Origin of the sequence: Rossellomorea aquimaris (assembly GCF_001877785.1) — a bacterium.
Lineage (GTDB): Bacteria > Bacillota > Bacilli > Bacillales > Bacillaceae_B > Rossellomorea > Rossellomorea aquimaris_A.
Window position 1 is genome coordinate 1 of the sequence record NZ_MINN01000093.1, and the last position, 839, is coordinate 839.

1 protein-coding gene is annotated in these 839 nt (G+C 48.5%); it reads right to left on the reverse strand.

The window, feature by feature from the left end; translation table 11 throughout:
* On the reverse strand, nucleotides 1-646 hold a 646-nt coding region (locus BHE18_RS12505; protein ID WP_071618910.1), incomplete at its 3' end, for an SDR family NAD(P)-dependent oxidoreductase.
* Nucleotides 647-839: the final 193 nt, after the last annotated feature.

The window sequence follows — 839 nt, forward strand, 5'->3', positions numbered from 1 at the left end:
GGATCACTTTGGCTGCTTGCCGGGGATCGTTCATCGACTTCATATCGACGACTTTCCCGGAATAATTCCCCGCATATTCGAACCACGGCGTATCTGTTGCCCATGGGAGCACCGAACAAACATGGATATCATGGTAGCCTTCGAGTTTCATTTCTTCATTGAGCGCTGAACTGAAACCGAGAACGGCATGCTTGCTGGCGCTGTAGCCGGTAAAATAGGGAAAAGAGACATCACTCGCTACCGAGCCAATATTGATCAAGGTGCCGCTGCCGATTTCTTTAAAATGGCGAAGCGCAAAATGACTGCCGTTTACTGTTCCTTTGACGTTCACTTCCACCATGCGCGTGAGATCTTCAAGCGGAATAGATGTGAACGGGCCAATCACTCCCACACCTGCGTTGTTAATCCATACATCGATTTTCTCAAAACTGGTTAAGGCTTCCTCAAACAACCAAGCGACATCCGCTTCACGACTGACATCCATCGTTACGGCAATGGCATTTGGCCCGAGTTCACAAGCAAGCGCTTCGATCAAGCCGGTGCTGCGTGCTGCCAGGACCAAATTGGCCCCGTCCATGGCCAATTGCCTTGCCACTTCCTTGAAAAAAAAAATAATGTCACTTAAGATGCTGAGTCTTTTCGTCATATCCTATCCCACTATCACCACTACAACCTCATATTCCATCCTGATTTTTCCCCACATAACGCCTTAAGTAGCTCATAAACCACCTCACGACCCATCACGAAACAGCGCTTAACGGGGCTCAATATTGCAGTTTAACGCGACACCATCAGTTCGGTTGTGTGAAGGCTCGCAACAACACGTCTCATTCACTCAT